Origin of the sequence: Pantoea sp. Morm (assembly GCF_016643525.1) — a bacterium.
Taxonomy (GTDB): Bacteria; Pseudomonadota; Gammaproteobacteria; order Enterobacterales; family Enterobacteriaceae; genus Pantoea; species Pantoea dispersa.
Genome location: NZ_VOQX01000007.1, coordinates 49,627 through 65,537 on the forward strand (window position 1 = coordinate 49,627; position 15,911 = coordinate 65,537).

The 15,911-nt window shown below is 57.3% G+C and carries 19 protein-coding genes; 14 read left to right on the forward strand and 5 right to left on the reverse strand.

Translation table 11 applies throughout. The features are described from left to right. Positions 1 to 130: 130 nt before the first annotated feature. From flgA to flgN, 3 genes are all read left to right on the forward strand, one after another. Entirely contained in the window at positions 131 to 790 is a 660-nt protein-coding gene (gene flgA, locus FT726_RS04270; RefSeq protein WP_021506424.1) for a flagellar basal body P-ring formation chaperone FlgA, read from the forward strand. A 106-nt stretch (positions 791 to 896) separates the two neighbouring features. Next, a complete protein-coding gene (flgM, locus tag FT726_RS04275; RefSeq protein WP_058775421.1) occupies positions 897 to 1,199 on the forward strand; it encodes a flagellar biosynthesis anti-sigma factor FlgM in 303 nt (100 codons plus the stop codon). Positions 1,200 to 1,204: 5 nt separating this feature from the next. Next, on the forward strand, positions 1,205 to 1,636 hold the full coding sequence (flgN, locus tag FT726_RS04280) for a flagellar export chaperone FlgN (protein WP_021506426.1): 432 nt from the start codon (positions 1,205 to 1,207) through the stop codon (positions 1,634 to 1,636). Positions 1,637 to 1,704: 68 nt separating this feature from the next. On the opposite strand, the gene murJ is transcribed toward flgN, so the two are convergent. From murJ to rimJ, 4 genes are all read right to left on the reverse strand, one after another. Continuing rightward, a complete protein-coding gene (murJ, locus tag FT726_RS04285; protein ID WP_058759461.1) occupies positions 1,705 to 3,243 on the reverse strand; it encodes a murein biosynthesis integral membrane protein MurJ in 1,539 nt (512 codons plus the stop codon). Between the two features lie 121 nt (positions 3,244 to 3,364). Then, the gene (locus FT726_RS04290) at positions 3,365 to 4,285 is read right to left on the reverse strand and encodes a Gfo/Idh/MocA family protein (RefSeq protein WP_215800211.1); all 921 of its coding nucleotides are present in this window, start codon (positions 4,283 to 4,285) and stop codon (positions 3,365 to 3,367) included. Between the two features lies 1 nt (position 4,286). Next, positions 4,287 to 4,931 (reverse strand): DUF480 domain-containing protein, encoded by a 645-nt coding sequence (locus FT726_RS04295; protein WP_288422655.1) that lies wholly within the window; start codon positions 4,929 to 4,931, stop codon positions 4,287 to 4,289. 15 nt (positions 4,932 to 4,946) lie between these two features. Next, a complete protein-coding gene (gene rimJ, locus FT726_RS04300; RefSeq protein WP_021506430.1) occupies positions 4,947 to 5,540 on the reverse strand; it encodes a ribosomal protein S5-alanine N-acetyltransferase in 594 nt (197 codons plus the stop codon). Between the two features lie 244 nt (positions 5,541 to 5,784). On the opposite strand from rimJ, the gene mdtH reads away from it, so the two are divergent. The 10 genes from mdtH (at position 5,785) to FT726_RS04350 (ending at position 13,594) form a co-directional block, all read left to right on the forward strand. Then, complete coding sequence (mdtH, locus tag FT726_RS04305) at positions 5,785 to 6,987, forward strand: multidrug efflux MFS transporter MdtH (protein WP_346302423.1); 1,203 nt, start codon at positions 5,785 to 5,787, stop codon at positions 6,985 to 6,987. Between the two features lie 89 nt (positions 6,988 to 7,076). Next, entirely contained in the window at positions 7,077 to 7,724 is a 648-nt protein-coding gene (gene grxB / locus FT726_RS04310) for a glutaredoxin 2 (RefSeq protein WP_021506432.1), read from the forward strand. Between the two features lie 115 nt (positions 7,725 to 7,839). Beyond that, positions 7,840 to 8,403, forward strand: a complete 564-nt coding sequence (locus tag FT726_RS04315) for a lipoprotein (protein ID WP_021506433.1) — start codon at positions 7,840 to 7,842, stop codon at positions 8,401 to 8,403. A 218-nt stretch (positions 8,404 to 8,621) separates the two neighbouring features. Further along, on the forward strand, positions 8,622 to 9,668 hold the full coding sequence (pyrC, locus tag FT726_RS04320; protein ID WP_058759457.1) for a dihydroorotase: 1,047 nt from the start codon (positions 8,622 to 8,624) through the stop codon (positions 9,666 to 9,668). Positions 9,669 to 9,736: 68 nt separating this feature from the next. Beyond that, the gene (gene dinI / locus FT726_RS04325) at positions 9,737 to 9,982 is read left to right on the forward strand and encodes a DNA damage-inducible protein I (RefSeq protein ID WP_282995815.1); all 246 of its coding nucleotides are present in this window, start codon (positions 9,737 to 9,739) and stop codon (positions 9,980 to 9,982) included. 144 nt (positions 9,983 to 10,126) lie between these two features. Then, entirely contained in the window at positions 10,127 to 10,396 is a 270-nt protein-coding gene (locus FT726_RS04330) for a hypothetical protein (RefSeq protein WP_010617279.1), read from the forward strand. A 287-nt stretch (positions 10,397 to 10,683) separates the two neighbouring features. Continuing rightward, entirely contained in the window at positions 10,684 to 10,938 is a 255-nt protein-coding gene (gene bssS / locus FT726_RS04335; RefSeq protein ID WP_021506436.1) for a biofilm formation regulator BssS, read from the forward strand. A gap of 106 nt (positions 10,939 to 11,044) precedes the next feature. Next, complete coding sequence (gene solA / locus FT726_RS04340; protein ID WP_127833912.1) at positions 11,045 to 12,160, forward strand: N-methyl-L-tryptophan oxidase; 1,116 nt, start codon at positions 11,045 to 11,047, stop codon at positions 12,158 to 12,160. A gap of 284 nt (positions 12,161 to 12,444) precedes the next feature. After that, complete coding sequence (locus FT726_RS04345; protein ID WP_059010460.1) at positions 12,445 to 13,017, forward strand: cytochrome b; 573 nt, start codon at positions 12,445 to 12,447, stop codon at positions 13,015 to 13,017. A 4-nt stretch (positions 13,018 to 13,021) separates the two neighbouring features. Continuing rightward, positions 13,022 to 13,594: a YceI family protein gene (locus tag FT726_RS04350; RefSeq protein ID WP_346302435.1), complete on the forward strand. Its 573-nt coding sequence runs from the start codon at positions 13,022 to 13,024 to the stop codon at positions 13,592 to 13,594. A gap of 44 nt (positions 13,595 to 13,638) precedes the next feature. On the opposite strand, the gene FT726_RS04355 is transcribed toward FT726_RS04350, so the two are convergent. Beyond that, complete coding sequence (locus FT726_RS04355; protein ID WP_288422659.1) at positions 13,639 to 14,694, reverse strand: rhodanese-related sulfurtransferase; 1,056 nt, start codon at positions 14,692 to 14,694, stop codon at positions 13,639 to 13,641. A 267-nt stretch (positions 14,695 to 14,961) separates the two neighbouring features. On the opposite strand from FT726_RS04355, the gene FT726_RS04360 reads away from it, so the two are divergent. Beyond that, positions 14,962 to 15,885 carry a Kdo(2)-lipid IV(A) acyltransferase gene (locus FT726_RS04360; RefSeq protein WP_021506441.1) on the forward strand — a complete coding sequence of 308 codons (924 nt, stop codon included), beginning with the start codon at positions 14,962 to 14,964 and terminating at the stop codon, positions 15,883 to 15,885. Positions 15,886 to 15,911 lie beyond the last annotated feature (26 nt).

Sequence of the window (15,911 nt, forward strand, 5' to 3'; positions counted from 1 at the left end):
GAGCTGACAGCTTAATGGGACAAAAGCAAGGGCTATCGTCTGAATAGCAGCAAAAATCGTGGCTATTTTTCACCTTGAATTTTTGGTGCGCGGAGTAGACTCAGTGCCATCTTTTCGACAGGAGGCGTTGATGCGTACAACTTCTTCCCTGCTGGCCCTGCTGTGGCTGGCCTTCGCGACGCCCGGCTATGCCGCCGATCTCAGCGCGCAGCTGACTCAGTTCTTTCAGGCGCGCGATCCGCAGCACGCCGCCGGTATGACGGTGGTGGTCCGCACGCCGCAGACGCAGTGGCCCGCCTGCGACACACCGCAGCTGCTGCTGCCGGGTAACAGTCGCCAGTGGGGCAATCTGAGCATTGCCGCCAGCTGCGGCCAGAATCGTCGCTATCTGCAGGTGCAGGTGCAGGTCACCGGCGAGTATCTGGTGGCCAATCGTCAGCTGGCGCGCGGCAGCAACGTCAGCGCCAGTGATTTCCGCCTGGAGAGTGGCCGGCTGGATACGCTGCCGGCGCGCGCGCTGCTCAGCAGCAGCAATCTGGCGGACGCCATTGCCCTGCGTGACATTGCGCCAGGCCAGCCGGTGACGGCCACCATGCTGCGCCAGCCGTGGCGGGTGAAAGCCGGTCAGAATGTGATGGTAATTGCCAGCGGCAACGGCTTTAATGCCAGCAGTGAAGGTCGTGCGTTAAACAACGCCAGCGCGGCGCAGACGGTGCGCGTGCGCATGAGCAATGGCCAGGTGGTAAGCGGTCGTGTCAGCGAGGATGGGAATATTCTGATATCGCTATAAAGCGTTAAAGAACGCTGTTGTTCTGCCGATAGAGATATCAACAATGATATTACCCTATGCTGACTCAGTTGGCTGATCCCCAACTGACCCTAACAGGAGCCACACCATGAGTATCGACAGAACGCAGCCTTTAAAACCGGTGAGCACTGTACAAACCCGTGACAGCAGCGACAACCAGGCAAAAGTGCGTCAGAACAGCGCACCGGCCGCCAGCACCAGCCAGAATGGTGCAGAAGTGACGCTGAGTCCCGCTCAGGCGCAGCTGATGCAGCCGGGCAGCAAAGATATTAACACAGCGCGCGTAGAGCAGCTGAAGACCGCCATTCGTAATGGTGAACTGAAAATGGATACCGGTAAGATCGCCGATGCGCTGATCGCCGATACCAGGGCGTTTTTAGAGGGTAAATAGTCCCGATGGATAATCTGCTGACCACCTTAGATAAAATGCAGGATGTGCTGAGTTCGCTTAACGTCGTGATGGATGAAGAGCAGCAGCAACTTTCTGCCGGACGGATTAATGGCAACCTGCTGCAGCGCATTACAGAAGATAAAAGCGCGCTGCTGACGACGTTGAATTATCTGGACGAGATGCGCCGCAAAACCGAGCTGTCGCTGGGTACCAAAGCGCCTTATCGTGGTCACAGTGATATTGCACGCCGCTGGCACAGCATTCAGCAACATACCCAGCGTCTGCGCGACGCCAATCAGCACAATGGCATGCTGTTGCAGCATCAGATGACCTTTACTGAACAGGCGCTGTCGGTGCTGAAACCGCATCAGACCCAGTCGTTCTACGGTCCGGACGGTCGTGGTTTAGGGCAGGCCACGCTGAGCCGCAAAGGCTAAACGCAGCCGTGCTGCGGGTCCGCTGAATCAGGGTCGGCCACGCCGGGCGACCCTTTTTTATTGTGCGCTCACACCGCCGTGCGGCGGGCAAAATCGCGCGGGCGGAAACCCAGTAAACCGAGCATCACGAAGTAAGCGCCGCCGCCAATGGCGCACACCGCCGCCAGCCGCAGTAGCCGCCACCACATCTGCCCCTCTTCCCACGCCGGCATCACCTGCAGAATGCCCAGCAGCGCAGCAGCCATCACCGCCACGGCGACCAGCAGACGCAGCAGGAAACCGTGCCAGCCCGGCTGCGGCTGAAAGATTTGCTGTTTGCGCAGCTGCCAGTAGAGCAGCGCCGCATTCAGGCAGGCCGCCAGACCAATCGACAGCGACAGACCGGCGTGCTTCAGCGGGCCAATAAACGCCAGGTTCATCAGCTGGGTCATGATCAAGGTGGCGATAGCAATCTTTACCGGCGTTTTGATGTCCTGCCGCGAATAGAAGCCCGGCGCCAGCACTTTCACCACGATCAGCCCCATCAGCCCAACCGAATAGGCAATCAGCGCGCGCTGGGTCATCGCCGCATCAAAAGCGGTAAATTTGCCGTACTGGAACAGCGCCACGGTGAGCGGACCGGAAAGAATGCCCAGCGCAACCGCGCTTGGCAGCGCCAGCAGGAAGCACAGACGCAGGCCCCAGTCCATCAGACGGGAATATTCATCGTGGTTGCCGCTGGCAAAACTCTTCGCCAGCGACGGCAGCAGGATGGTGCCGAGCGCCACGCCCAGCACGCCAGAGGGAAACTCCATCAGACGATCGGCGTAGTACATCCACGACACCGAGCCGGAGACCAGAAACGAGGCGAAAATGGTATTGATGATCAGCGAGATCTGGCTCACCGATACGCCGAGAATCGCCGGGCCCATCTGGCGCATCACCCGCCACACGCCGGCATCGCGCAGGTTGACGCGCGGCAGTACCAGCATGCCAATCTTTTTCAGGTGCGGCAGTTGATAAAACAGCTGCAGCAGCCCGCCCACCACCACTGCCCACGCCAGCGCCATCACCGGCGGATGGAAGTGCGGTGCGGCAAACAGCGCAAAGCCAATCATGCTGATATTCAGCAGCGTGGGCGCGAACGCCGGGACGGAGAAGCGGTTCCAGGTGTTGAGAATCGCCCCGGCCAGCGACGCCAGCGAGATCAGCAGAATATAAGGAAAGGTGACGCGCAACAGCGAACTGGTTAAGGCGAACTTGTCGGCGGTATCGGCAAAACCCGGCGCCGTCACCACAATCACCCAGGGCGCAGCGACCATACCCAGCACCGTCACCACCGCCAGCACCAGCGTCAGCAGGCCTGATACATAGGCAACAAACACCCGCGTGGCGTCTTCGCCCTGCTTGCTTTTATATTCGGCAAGAATTGGCACGAAGGCCTGTGAAAAGGCGCCTTCGGCGAAAATACGGCGCAGCAGATTGGGCAGTTTGAACGCCACGAAAAAGGCATCGGTGGCCATGCCAGCCCCGAAAACGCGCGCCACAATGGCGTCGCGGGCAAAGCCCAGCACGCGGGAAAACAGGGTCATCGAACTGACCGCAGCCAGCGATTTCAGCAAATTCATAATGAGTGGCGCATCCTGAAAAGTGTCGGATAAATGAGCAACTTAGCGCGGACATCCTGCGATGTCCGGCGATAGTCTACTGCTGCGGTGGGAAATGACCAGCATTGAGTGTTACAAGGGATTATTCCTGTACGGCGTCGCGCCACAGTTTTTCCACCAGACGCTGCGCCGCCAGCGCCTGTTCACCGCTGGTTTCAGGCATCGTCTGATTTTCCACGCACTGGATAAAATGGTGTGCCGCACCGCTGAAGCCACGCTGGGTCAGATGACTTTGCCACGCCGGCGGGGCATCACTGCGCAGGCCGCTAAGCGTCTCTTCACGCCAGTCGCGCATCTCATTAATTTCGATGTAACGCCCGTCGCAGATGGCGCTGACCACTTCACGCTGCGTGCCCGCGCGGCGATGCATACTGGTGGTAATTTGCAGCGATCCGGCCGAGAAATGGTGCTCACCGTAGAGCATTGCGCCGTCATCATGGGTGTCGATATGGCCGAGCTCCAGCCTGAGCTTGCCGCCGGCCAGCCACAGCGCGGTATCGACCACGTGCAGATAATCATCCAGCAGGGTAAAGCGCAGGTCGTGCGGGCCGACGCTGTCTGCCCGGTGTTTCTCAATGCGCAGCGAGGACGCGCCCGGCAGCTGCGCTTTCAGCTGCTGGTAGCGCGGTGCAAAGCGCCGGTTGAAGGCCACCATCAGTTTGCGTTTGCGCTTTTCCGCCAGCGCCACCAGCGTCTCGGCCTGCTGCAGCGTTTCGGCCAGCGGCTTATCGACACAAACATCTTTACCGGCCAGCAGCAGCGCCTGCACCACCTCAAAATGGCTGGCAGTGCTGCTGTGCACAAACACCGCATCGCTGGCCGCCGCCAGCGCATCCAGCTGACTAAAATAAGGAATACGGTAACTGTCGCAGATCGGCTGCGCCCGCGCCTGGCTGGGCGAGAACGCGCCGACCAGCTGCCAGCCGCTGGCCTGCGCCAGCACCGGCAGCCAGGCTTTCTGCGCGATACCGCCAAGCCCCACCACACCAATACGCAGCGTCATTTCACGCCTCCCGCTGCAGCAGTTGCTGCAGCTGAGCATCAAGGCGCGCCACCTGCGCTTCCAGCTGAGCAACGCGCGCGGCCAGATCGTCAGACTCAGGCGACGCGGTGTGGCTGGCAGGTAGTTCGTCCACCACCTCGCCGCCAAACAGGTGCATATAGCGGCTTTCACGCTTGCCCGGCTCGCGCGCCAGACGCACCACCATGGGGCCTTCGTCGCGCGTCGTCAGCCCCTCCAGCGTGCGTTCCACCTCGGCCATGTCCTGAAACTCATGCAGACGACCACTGCGGGTACGCAGTTCGCCCGGCGTCTGCGCGCCGCGCAGGAACAGTAGCGTCAGCACCGCCACTTCGGCGGCATTCAGCTGCAGATTGCCAAACGCCGAGTTGCAGAAACGCTGTTCATATTTGCTGACACGCTGACCGAAACCGCTGTTAGCGGTGACCAGATGCTTTTTCACCAGCTCATCGAGCTGAGCCTGCACCTCGCTTTCGCTCAGGTTCATTACCGGCTCACGGTTAGATTTCTGATTACAGGCGGTGACCACGCCATTGAGGGATAACGGATATTGATCCGGCGTGGTGACCTGCTTCTCCAGCAGGCAGCCGATCACGCGCAATGCCTGCGCGGAGAGAGCCATCTTCATTACGTGTTCCTTTTATTATTGTCCGCGACGATCCGGGTTCCATTCGCGCCAGGTAAGCGCCGTCAGCACATGATCCTGCCAGCGACCATCAATCAGTAAATAGTCTTTGGCGTAGCCCTCTTTTTCAAAGCCGAGGCGCGCCAGCAAATCACCGCTGCGCTGATTGTGCGGCATATAGTTGGCCATGATGCGATGAATGCGCTGCTGGCGCTGCATATAGCGAATCGCCGCCTGCAGCGCCTCAAACATCATGCCCTGCCCCTGCCACTTCTCTCCCAGCGAGTAGCCGAGATAACAGGCATGAAACGATCCGCGCAGCACATTGCTGAAGTTGGCGACGCCGCGCACTTCATGCTCTTCCGGGTCCATCAGCACAAAATAGAACGCGGAGCCCTGTTTATGCATGTCGGCAATTAAACCCAGGCGCGCCTGCCAGCCAGAGGGATAACAGTGGCTCTCATCGCGCACCGGTTCCCAGGGTTTAAGAAAGGCGCGGTTTTCGGCGTAGTAATCCGCCAGACGCCAGGCATCGCGTTCATGTACTAAACGCACCACCAGACGATCGGTGGTAAGCCGCACGCGCGGGCCAGCAGAGCGATAGCCAAACATCATGACTCCTGAAATCCATAACGAAAGAAAGATGTACGCCAGCGGCGTTACTTCTCACTATAACCGTCACCCCGGCTGCGGTAAAACCCCGCGCATCGCTCATGGCAATTGATTCCGATTAAGGATTAATTTCTCTTCAGGCTGGATAAAAAAATATCATCCTGAAAACGCTATTTTTCCCGCCGGAGCAGGCAGAAAATAGACCAACTGGTCACTTTTCCTTCTCACTTGCTCAGGATTCAGCATGTCACGGGTTGCGCGGGCACGACGCCTTGGAAAAACGTTTCTGTTAGTCGATAACATGCTGGTGGTAATGGGATTCTTTGTGGTGTTTCCCCTGATCTCCATTCACTTTGTGGAACAGCTTGGCTGGGCCGCGCTGCTGGTGGGCATTGCGCTCGGCCTGCGTCAGCTGGTGCAGCAGGGGCTTGGCATCTTCGGTGGGGCGATTGCTGACCGCTTTGGCGCGCGGCCGCTGATCGTTACCGGCATGCTGATGCGTGCCGCCGGTTTCGCCTGTATGGCGCTGGCGCATCAGCCGTGGCTGCTGTGGCTGGCCTGCCTGCTGTCCGGACTGGGCGGCACGCTGTTCGATCCGCCACGCAGCGCGCTGGTGGTGAAACTGGTGCGGGCACGCGAGCGCGGACGCTTCTTTTCGCTGCTGATGATGCAGGACAGCGCCGGCGCGGTGCTGGGCACGCTGATTGGCAGCTGGCTGCTGGCGTGGGATTTCCGTCTGGTGTGCTGGGTCGGTGCGGCGGTGTTTGTCGTCGCCGCCATCTTTAACGCCGTGTGGCTGCCAGCATGGCGCATCTCTACGGAGCGTATCGCCATGCGCGAGGGAATGCAGCGCGTGTGGCGCGACCGCCGTTTCCGCCTGTATGTCTTTACCCTGACCGGCTATTACATTCTCGCCGTGCAGGTGATGCTGATGCTGCCGGTCATGGTCAATCAGGTGGCGGGCGCACCGGCGGCGGTGAAGTGGATGTACGCGATTGAAGCACTGCTGTCACTCAGCCTGCTCTATCCGCTGGCGCGCTGGAGTGAAAAGCGCTTCCGCCTGGAAACACGCCTGATGGCCGGACTGTTTCTGATGACCTTCAGCCTGCTGCCGGTTGGCATGACCGATTCGCTGCCGTCGCTGTTTTTGCTGATCGCCGTCTTCTATCTCGGATCGATCATCGCTGAACCGGCGCGTGAAACCCTGAGTGCGTCCCTGGCCAGCGCCCGGGCACGCGGCAGCTACATGGGGTTCAGCCGGCTCGGCCTGGCGATTGGCGGGCTGATTGGTTACTCCGGTGGCGGCTGGATGTTCGATATGGGCCAGCAGCTGGCCCTGCCGGAGCTGCCGTGGATGCTGCTCAGCACCGTCGGCATGATCACGCTGCTGGCGCTGTGGTGGCAGTTCCAGCCGCGCCAGGTGGCACCGGCGATCTTCAGCAGCTAGTTTGCCGGTTCAGGCGTTCTCTTCCATACTTCCCGCACGTCCGGAAAAAGGGTGACCTCCGTCACCCTGAGAATCACAGGAGAAACGGGATGAAACTTTACATCTACGATCACTGCCCTTTCTGCGTCAAAGCACGCATGATATTTGGCCTGAAAAACCTGCCGGTTGAGCTGATTGTGATGCTCAATGATGATGAAGCAACGCCGAAAAAGCTGATTGGCCAGAAAATGGCGCCGATTCTGCAAAAAGCCGATGGCAGTGCGATGCCGGAGAGCATGGATATCGTGCGCTTTGTCGATAATCAGGATCGCCAGCCGCTGCTGACCGGCAAGCAAAATCCCGCCATCGCCGACTGGCTGCGACGGGTCAATGGCTACATCAACAAGCTGCTGCTGCCGCGCATCGCCGAGGCCGCGTTTGCTGAATTTGCCACCCCCGAAGCGCGTGATTACTTCCGCGAAAAGAAACAGGCCAGCCTCGGTGACTTTGCCGAACTGCGTAAGCATGCCCCGGGTTTCATCAAAAATATCAGCGATGATTTGCGCCAGCTGGATAAATTGATTGTTAAACCCAATGCGGTAAACGGCGAGTTGTCTGAGGATGACATTCATCTGTTTCCGCTGCTGCGCTCGCTGACGCTGGTTTCCGGTATCGAATGGCCGAGCCGTGTCGCCGACTACCGCGATAATATGGCAAAACAGACGCAGGTGAATCTGCTGTCGTCGATTGCGGCCTGATGGCGCTGTGATGAGAAGCGCGCGGCTGCGTTTCTCATCTCTCTCCTGGTGACACCTGGCCCTGAATCAGGCAGGCTTAAGGCTGTTTGGCCGTATCAACCAGGAAGAAGAAATCATGAAGAAGGCGTTTCCCGGGCTGTTTGCCCTGTTTTTTGCCGTGCTGCTCAGCGGCTGTAACCAATTGACGCAATACACCATCAGCGAGCAGGAAGTGAATCAGGCGCTGCAAAAGCGCAACAACTATGAGAAAGACATCGGCGTGTCCGGGCTGGTGAATGCCCATATTGTACTGACCGACCTGAGCAGCCAGATTGGCCGTGAAGAACCCGGCAAAGTGACGCTGTCTGGTAAAGCCAACATCAACGTCAGCTCGCTGTTTGGTCCGCAGCAGGCCGAAATGCAGCTGAAGATGAAAGCGCAACCGGTGTATAACGCGCAGCAGGGCGCCATCTATCTGCAGGACCTCGAAATCGTCGACGCGCAGGTGCAACCTGAGAAGATGGCGTCGATTATGAAAACCCTTACGCCGTATCTGAACGAATCCCTCAAGCGCTATTTCAATGAAAAACCCGCCTACGTGCTGAGCGCCGACCGCAGCAAAGGTGAGGCGCTGGCGAAGAAACTGGCTAAAGGGCTGGAAGTGAAGCCTGGCCAGCTGGTGATTCCGTTTACCGATTAACGTTGCAAGGGGCCGTTCTCAGTGGCGGCCCTGCATAGCGTGGCAGGATGCCGACATGATTCTGCCCGCGCCTGCCACGCTGCTACGCAATTTGCCGCGCCTGCGGTTATTTCTCTCCCGCACTGCAAAATCCCGTGCAAACGGTTGCCCGCCCCCTTATGATTAGTCCCCGGCCTAAACGAGCCATTTCGTTTTCACCTCAGCCGGAGCCTTTTTGAATGACAGCCCAACCCCAGCAAATCACGATTCGCCGCCCTGACGACTGGCACATCCACCTGCGCGATGGCGCGATGCTCAATGCAGTGCTGCCCTATACCAGCGCGGTGAATGGTCGTGCGATTGTCATGCCAAATCTGGTTCCGCCGGTTACCAGCGTTGCGGCTGCCGAAGCGTATCGCGCACGCATCATGGCGGCGCTGCCTGCTGGGCATCACTTCACGCCGCTGATGACCTGTTACCTCACCGATTCGCTTGATGCGGACGAAATCGAACGCGGCTTCCGCAGCGGGATTTTTACGGCGGCTAAACTCTATCCGGCACACGCCACCACCAACTCCAGCCATGGCGTCACCAACATTGCTTCAATTGCCAGCGTGCTGGAGCGCATGCAGGAAATCGGTATGCCGATGCTGGTGCACGGCGAAGTCACCGATGCGCACATTGATATCTTTGATCGTGAAGCGCGTTTCATCGAAACCGTGCTGCAGCCGCTGCGCCAGCAGTTCCCGGGTCTGAAAGTGGTGATGGAACACATCACCACGAAGGAAGCTGCAGAGTATGTGGCCGCCGGTAACGAACTGCTTGGCGCGACCATTACGCCACAGCATCTGATGTTCAACCGCAACCACATGCTGGTGGGCGGCGTGCGCCCGCATCTCTACTGTCTGCCCATTCTGAAGCGCAACATTCATCAGGAAGCGCTGCGTAACCTGGTGGCAAGCGGCAACCGGCGTGTCTTCCTGGGCACTGACACGGCACCGCACCTGCGCCATCTGAAAGAAGCCAGCTGCGGCTGTGCCGGCGTATTTAATGCGCCGACGTCGCTGCCCGCTTATCTGACCGTGTTTGAAGAGCTTGGCGCACTGGAGCATTTTGAAGCCTTCTGCTCTGAGAACGGCCCCAGGTTCTACGGCCTGCCGCTCAACGACGGTACCCTGACGCTGGTGCGTGAGCCGTGGACGGTGCAGGAGAGCATCACGGTCGCTGACGATACGCTGGTTCCATTCCTCGCCGGTGAAACCCTTAACTGGCGCATCAAAGAATAATTATCTGCCGCTTGCCTTCGGGAATTTTATACTGTACAAATAACCAGTATATTATCCCGGAGGCGTTTATGCGTGTTGAAATTACCGTAGCAAAGACTCAGCCCCTTCCCGCCGGTGCACTGGATGCACTGAGCGCTGAACTCACTCGCCGTATCTCCCGCGATTTTCCCGACGACAATCATCACGTCAAAGTGCGCTATGCCGGTGGTAACCAGCTCAACGTGTTTGGCGGCTGTAAAGAATCACGCGACCGCATCAGCGATATTTTGCAGGAAACCTGGGAAAGCGCTGACGACTGGTTTATTACCGATTAACCGCCACTGTGCCGTTTTTGCCGGGCCCGCCGCCCGGCTTTTTTGTTTTTATTTCCCGCTCGCCAGAAAAACCCGCGCCAGCTAGACTCTGATTAAACGATGTCCTATTCTTGCCTCGTCGTGCTTACAGGAGGTGTGTTGCACATGACTACTGAAAAACCAGAAGAGGCGATGACGTTTGGGGAATTACTGGCCTTCATTGCTGAACAGCAACGCCGTTTGACCGTGCTGGAAAATGCCTTTGCTACGCTGACCTTCTGTCTGGACGATCGCGCCAGTCAGCTGCTGGCTCACAATCTGACGCTCGAAGCGCAAAACCAAAATCATGACGCTCAGTTACAGCAGCATTTTGCCCGGCTGGCGGACGAGATCCACCGGCGCAAAGGGCAGCTGCCTGCCGAGTCGCAGGGATAATTTCAGATTTTTACCCTGGCGTTCAGCCCGTTAAAGTTTTAATGCTGAGATGCCGATAATCGGTATGACGACATGTTGCGCTGCGACAATAAATACCCAGCTGCGTATGGCGTTTATTTATTCGTTGAAAACCGGCTTTTGGCTGCTTTTATTTTGCTGTGTTTTTAACCACCACACTTTTTAACTACTGTACTGTTAATTCCATGTTATAATTATCTCGCTAGTGCAAGATACAGACGCATTGAACCTCGAAAGCACTTCGTTTAACGAGTAATAAGGAGGTTATAATGGACAGAAGTAAAGACGTCATCCAGACCCATCCGCTGGTGGGATGGGATATCAGCACCGTTGACAGCTATGACGCCATGATGATCCGCCTGCACTCGCTATCATCGCAGGACCAGAAAGAAGAAGAAGCTGACGTGGGCCCAACATACTGGCTGACAACTGACGTAGCCAGACAGTTTATCTCAATCCTCGAAGCTGGCATTGCAAAGATCGAGTCCACTGAGCAATACCTACGCGATAATCGCAAGCACTAATCATCACCATCGCGTGAAAAGGCACCCTACAGGGTGCCTTTTTCATGGGCGCACTCTTTTGATATGCTATTGAAAAAAATCGCCGTTTTGCAGGAGTGATGTCGTCATGGTTTATGATCTGATTGTGGTGGGAAGTGGTTCCGTCGGAGCTGCCGCGGGTTTCTATGCGACCCAGGCGGGCCTGTCGGTGCTGATGATCGACAGCGCGCACCCGCCCCACAGCCAGGGGACGCATCACGGCGAAACCCGTCTGATTCGTCACGCTTACGGCGAAGGTGAACGCTACGTGCCGCTGGTGCTGCGCGCCCAGACGCTGTGGGACGAGCTGGAGCGCCAGAGCGGCGAACGCATTATGCACCGCAGTGGCATTCTTAATCTGGCGCCAGCCAGCTCGGATTTCATTCACAACGTGATCGACAGCGCTAACCGCTGGCAGTTAGCGGTGCAGGTGTTACAAGCCGATGAGGTGCGTAAACGCTGGCCGCAGCTTAGCGTACCGGACGGCTACGTAGGCGTGTTTGAGCCCAACTCTGGCTTCCTGAAATGCGAACAGGCGGTACGCAGCTGGGTGCAGCTGGCGGAACAGGCCGGCTGCGCGCAGCTGTTTAACTGCCCGGTCAGCGCAATTGGCCGCGAGGGCGATCTGCAGCAGGTCACCACCAGCGATGGCATATTCCGCGCGCGCAAGCTGCTGATCAGCGCCGGCACCTGGGTCAGTCAGCTGGTGGACAATCTGCCCGTTACGCCGGTGCGCAAGGTGTTTGCCTGGTATCAGGCCGATGGGCGCTACAGCGAAAATAACCAGTTCCCCGGCTTTACGGTAGAGATGCCGGATGGCAGCCATTTCTACGGCTTCCCGGCAGACAATAATGCCCTGAAAGTGGGACGCCACGATGGCGGTCAGCCGATGCAGACGCCAGCGGACCGCAAACCGTTCGGCAGCATCGCCGCTGACGGTAACGAAGCCTTTAGCTTCCTGCGCCAGTTTCTGCCAGGCGTAGGCGTGTGCCTGCATGGTGAAGCCTGCAGCTATGACAACACGCCGGATGAAGATTTTATTATCGATACCCTGCCCGGTGAGCCTGACCGACTGATCATCACCGGCCTGAGCGGCCACGGGTTTAAATTCGCCAGCGTGCTGGGTGAACTGGCCAGCGAATTTGCGCAGAATAAACCGTTCTCCTTTGACCTCACGCCCTTCTCACTTTCGCGTTTTGCCTGATTTTGTTGCTGCCGGTGCGGAGCGCACTGGCAGTTGTTGACCTTTCCTGACACAGATTTACTTTACGTCCGCGTTTATGGCGCATTTGGTGTAGCAATACCCATTGCCGCCAGGACTAAAACTGCTATTTGCTTATCTATTCAGAATTATTGAATTACACCGCCAGCCTTTCGCCATATATATCGAACCCGTAAATTCAAAGTTATAGAAAAGTAAGGACGATTGATTTTCTATTTCAGGTTGTAGATTCTCATTACCACTTATTTCCTGATAACGGCTTAACTATGTGGCGTAATTCTCCACGGCATTACGGTGCGTTAACCATTGCGTTGCACTGGCTGATGGCGCTGACGATTTACGGTATGTTCGCGCTGGGTTTATGGATGGTCGGACTTGGCTACTACGACGGCTGGTATCACAGCGCCCCTGAGATTCACAAAGGCATCGGCATCTTACTGTTTGCCGCTCTGCTGCTGCGCCTGTGCTGGCGCGTCATATCGCCACCGCCGTCACCGCTCGCCAGTTACTCGCCGCACGTACGCCGTGCCGCCCATGCTGTGCACTGGCTGCTGTATGGCCTGCTGCTGGTGTTGCTGATCAGCGGCTATCTGATCTCTACCGCAGACGGCAAGCCGGTCTCAGTGTTTGGCTGGTTTGAGGTACCGGCACTGTTTACCGGCGCGGGTGAGCAGGCCGATGTCGCCGGTGAGGTCCATTTATGGCTGGCGTGGGCTCTGGTGCTGTTGTCTGCCCTGCACGCCCTGGCCGCGCTGAAACACCATTTTGTCGATCGCGACATGACGCTGAAACGGATGCTCGGTTACCGCATCCCCTTAACCTCTGAAAAGGAAAAGTAATTTGATCAGGAAAACCCTGCTGGCGCTCAGCGCCGCTGCCCTCTTTTCGACCAGCCTGAGTGCCAGCGCGGCTGAGTATAAGTTTGATAAAGAGGGTCAGCACGCGTTTGTCCAGTTCCGCATTCAGCATCTTGGCTACAGCTGGCTGTACGGCAGCTTTAAAGATTTTGATGGCAGCTTCACCTTTGATGAAGCCAATCCCGCCGCGGACAAGGTCAATGTGACCATCAATACCAACAGCCTCGATACCAACCATGCCGAGCGCGACAAGCATTTGCGCAGCGCAGATTTCCTCAACACCGGCAAATTCCCTCAGGCCAGCTTCAGCTCGACTGAGGTTAAAAAACAGGGTACGGATTATAAGATCACCGGCAACCTGACGCTCAACGGCGTAACGAAGCCGATCACGCTGGATGCGCAGCTGATTGGGGAAGGCAAGGATCCGTGGGGCGGTTATCGCGCCGGCTTTGCCGCCAGCGGCGAAATTGTGCTGAAAGAGTTCAACATCAGCAAAGATCTCGGTCCGGCCTCGCAAAAAGCCGAGCTGATCATTTCAGTCGAAGGTGTGCGTCAGTAATCAGCAGTACAGCCTGGCGGGCAATGCGCCAGGCTGTTAAGCCGTTACTTTTTGTCCAGCGCGGGGATCGCCATGGTCATGTTGAGTAAACCGCGCGATTTATTGAACACTTTGTTGCCATTTTCACGGCCAGCGCGGCGCGCGCGCTGCTCTTCCGGCGCCAGTTTCGACTCTTCCATGCACAGCGGGCTGCAGCAGTTCTGATACTTTTCTGCACAGCTCGGGCACTGGATAAACAGAAGATGGCAGCCGTCATTAACGCAGTTGGTGTGGCTGTCGCACGGTGCACCACACTGATGGCAGCTGGAGAGAATATCGTCAGAGATACGCTCGCCCATACGCTCGTCAAACACGAAGTTTTTGCCTTTGAAGCGCACCGGTAAACCCTGCTCGCGCGCGCGGCGGGTATATTCAATGATGCCCCCTTCAATGTGGTAAACATCATCAAAACCGTTGTGTTTCATCCACGCACTGGCTTTTTCACAGCGGATGCCGCCGGTACAGTACATGACGATTTTTTTGTCTTTCTGCGCCTGCAGCATATCCACCGCCATCGGCAGCTGATCGCGGAACGTATCGGCTGGCACTTCCAGCGCGTTGTCGAAGTGGCCCACTTCGTATTCGTAGTGGTTACGCATATCCACAAACACCGCATCCGGATCGTCGAGCATGGCGTTGACTTCGGCCGCTTTGAGATAGTTACCGACGTTACTGGCGTCGAAGCTACCGTCTTCAATACCGTCAGCCACGATGCGATCGCGCACTTTCAGGCGCAGCACCCAGAACGATTTGCCGTCGTCATCCAGCGCGATGTTCATGCGCAGATTGTCGAGCGCCGGGTCAAAGGCATAGAGCATCGCCTTCATCGCCTCATAGCGACTGGCCGGCACGCTGATTTGCGCATTAATCCCTTCCTGCGCCACGTAGACGCGGCCGAACACCTTCAGCTGGGTTAAGGCAACATAGAGACGGTCGCGGAATGCCTGTGGATCGGCAATCTGGAAGTATTTGTAAAAAGAGACTGTGGTACGCGGCTCGGTTTCGGCCAGCATACGTTCTTTCAGCTCTTTATTGGAAACGAGGTTGTGTAACACTGGCATGGTGAACACCTGTTAGCAATCAGAGAAATTTAGCGCGCATATGATACCTGAATTGAGCGTGATGCAAAGCCTCTGGTGCAATTCTCCTGCCATCAGCCACAATCGATGGGGTTCTGCGTTGTGCTCGCTAATATCTGCGCAGAAATGCTGTTCGTCGTGCGCTGACGCACGGATGGTTGATTTCAGTCAGAGAGAAAAAATGGCATAATCCCGGCCAATTACAGAAACCGGACTCTCTGGTACACGACGCAGGACATTGATATTTCCATGACGCAACTTCCGCAATTTACCCGCGAACTCCTTCATCCACGCTACTGGCTGACCTGGCTGGGCATCGGTTTCCTCTATGTGCTGGTGCTGTTGCCCTACCCGCTGCTGTACGTGACTGGCTGCGGGCTGGGACGCCTTGCCATGCGTTTTATGAAGCGTCGTGTTCAGGTCGCGCAACGCAATCTGGCGCTGTGCTTCCCCGATATGCCGACCAGCGAACGTGAAGCCATGGTGAAGCACAATTTCGAATCGGTGGGAATGGGGCTGATTGAGACCGGCATGGCGTGGTTCTGGCCGGACTGGCGTATTCGTAAATGGGTCAGCACCAGCGGCCTGGAGCACGTTACCGAGGCGCTGGCACAAAAGCGCGGCATCCTGCTGATTGGCATGCACTTCCTGACGCTGGAACTGGGTGCGCGCGTGTTTGGCATGTACAACCCGGGCATTGGTGTGTATCGCCCTAACGACAACAAGTTACTGGACTGGCTGCAAACCTGGGGACGCATGCGTTCCAATAAAAGCATGCTGGATCGCAAAGACCTGAAAGGCATGATCCGCGCCATGAAGAACAACGACATCATCTGGTATGCGCCTGATCACGACTACGGCCCGCGCAGCAGTGTATTCGCCCCGTTCTTTGCCGTTCAGGAAGCCGCGACCACCACCGGCACGCATATGCTGATTCGTCTGGCCAATCCGAGCGTGGTGCCGTTTCTGGCACGCCGCCTGCCGCACGGCCGCGGCTACGAACTGAAAATGATGCCGGATATCCGCCACAAATTCTCACTGGAGAGTGAACTGGATACCGCTATCGTGATGAATAAAGTGGTGGAAGAGACGGTGCTGCTGGCGCCTGAGCAGTATATGTGGCTGCATCGTCGCTTTAAAACCCGGCCCGAAGGGCAGCCTTCACGCTATTAATCGGTTGCGGGGTATTATCAATGCCC

Bases quoted from the DNA above. Each gene is read 5' to 3' on its own strand.
- dinI (WP_282995815.1), top strand. From the start codon at position 9,737: ATGCGTGTTGAAATTACCGTAGCAAAGACTCAGCCCCTTCCCGCCGGT.
- murJ (WP_058759461.1), bottom strand. From the start codon at position 3,243: ATGAATTTGCTGAAATCGCTGGCTGCGGTCAGTTCGATGACCCTGTTT.
- pyrC (WP_058759457.1), top strand. From the start codon at position 8,622: ATGACAGCCCAACCCCAGCAAATCACGATTCGCCGCCCTGACGACTGG.
- FT726_RS04295 (WP_288422655.1), bottom strand. From the start codon at position 4,931: ATGAAGATGGCTCTCTCCGCGCAGGCATTGCGCGTGATCGGCTGCCTG.
- grxB (WP_021506432.1), top strand. From the start codon at position 7,077: ATGAAACTTTACATCTACGATCACTGCCCTTTCTGCGTCAAAGCACGC.
- FT726_RS04360 (WP_021506441.1), top strand. From the start codon at position 14,962: ATGACGCAACTTCCGCAATTTACCCGCGAACTCCTTCATCCACGCTAC.
- flgA (WP_021506424.1), top strand. From the start codon at position 131: ATGCGTACAACTTCTTCCCTGCTGGCCCTGCTGTGGCTGGCCTTCGCG.
- flgN (WP_021506426.1), top strand. From the start codon at position 1,205: ATGGATAATCTGCTGACCACCTTAGATAAAATGCAGGATGTGCTGAGT.
- FT726_RS04330 (WP_010617279.1), top strand. From the start codon at position 10,127: ATGACTACTGAAAAACCAGAAGAGGCGATGACGTTTGGGGAATTACTG.
- FT726_RS04290 (WP_215800211.1), bottom strand. From the start codon at position 4,285: ATGACGCTGCGTATTGGTGTGGTGGGGCTTGGCGGTATCGCGCAGAAA.
- mdtH (WP_346302423.1), top strand. From the start codon at position 5,785: ATGTCACGGGTTGCGCGGGCACGACGCCTTGGAAAAACGTTTCTGTTA.
- solA (WP_127833912.1), top strand. From the start codon at position 11,045: ATGGTTTATGATCTGATTGTGGTGGGAAGTGGTTCCGTCGGAGCTGCC.
- FT726_RS04345 (WP_059010460.1), top strand. From the start codon at position 12,445: ATGTGGCGTAATTCTCCACGGCATTACGGTGCGTTAACCATTGCGTTG.
- flgM (WP_058775421.1), top strand. From the start codon at position 897: ATGAGTATCGACAGAACGCAGCCTTTAAAACCGGTGAGCACTGTACAA.
- bssS (WP_021506436.1), top strand. From the start codon at position 10,684: ATGGACAGAAGTAAAGACGTCATCCAGACCCATCCGCTGGTGGGATGG.
- FT726_RS04355 (WP_288422659.1), bottom strand. From the start codon at position 14,694: ATGCCAGTGTTACACAACCTCGTTTCCAATAAAGAGCTGAAAGAACGT.
- FT726_RS04315 (WP_021506433.1), top strand. From the start codon at position 7,840: ATGAAGAAGGCGTTTCCCGGGCTGTTTGCCCTGTTTTTTGCCGTGCTG.
- rimJ (WP_021506430.1), bottom strand. From the start codon at position 5,540: ATGTTTGGCTATCGCTCTGCTGGCCCGCGCGTGCGGCTTACCACCGAT.